This is a genomic window from Pantoea sp. SIMBA_079, from assembly GCF_046940275.1.
GTDB classification, from domain to species: Bacteria; Pseudomonadota; Gammaproteobacteria; order Enterobacterales; family Enterobacteriaceae; genus Pantoea; species Pantoea borealis.
The window spans coordinates 1-263 of record NZ_JAWRYR010000468.1; the positions used below are offsets into that span (position 1 = coordinate 1).

Annotated in this window: 1 protein-coding gene; it reads right to left on the bottom strand. The window is 72.2% G+C overall.

Going from position 1 to position 263, the window contains the following annotated elements:
- Positions 1-263 (bottom strand): GAF domain-containing protein (locus SB719_RS20845; RefSeq protein ID WP_412159845.1); only part of this gene is annotated, 263 nt, incomplete at both ends.

Genomic DNA, 263 nt, shown 5'->3' on the forward strand with positions numbered 1-263 from the left:
GAGGCGGCGTGCTGCTGCTCGCGGGCCGCGACGCGCATCGACACGAACAGGCCGAACAGATCGGCCGCGGCGCGGACGCCCGGCGGGACCGTGCGCCTGCTGCGGTGATGGCAGGCGATCAAACCCCACAGGCGACCGCCCGACAGGATCGAGATCGACATCGACGCAGCCACGCCCATGTTGGCGAGATACTCGAGATGCACCGGCGACACGCTGCGCAGCGCATGCTGGCTGAGGTCGAGCGGCGCGCCGCGCGCGTCGCG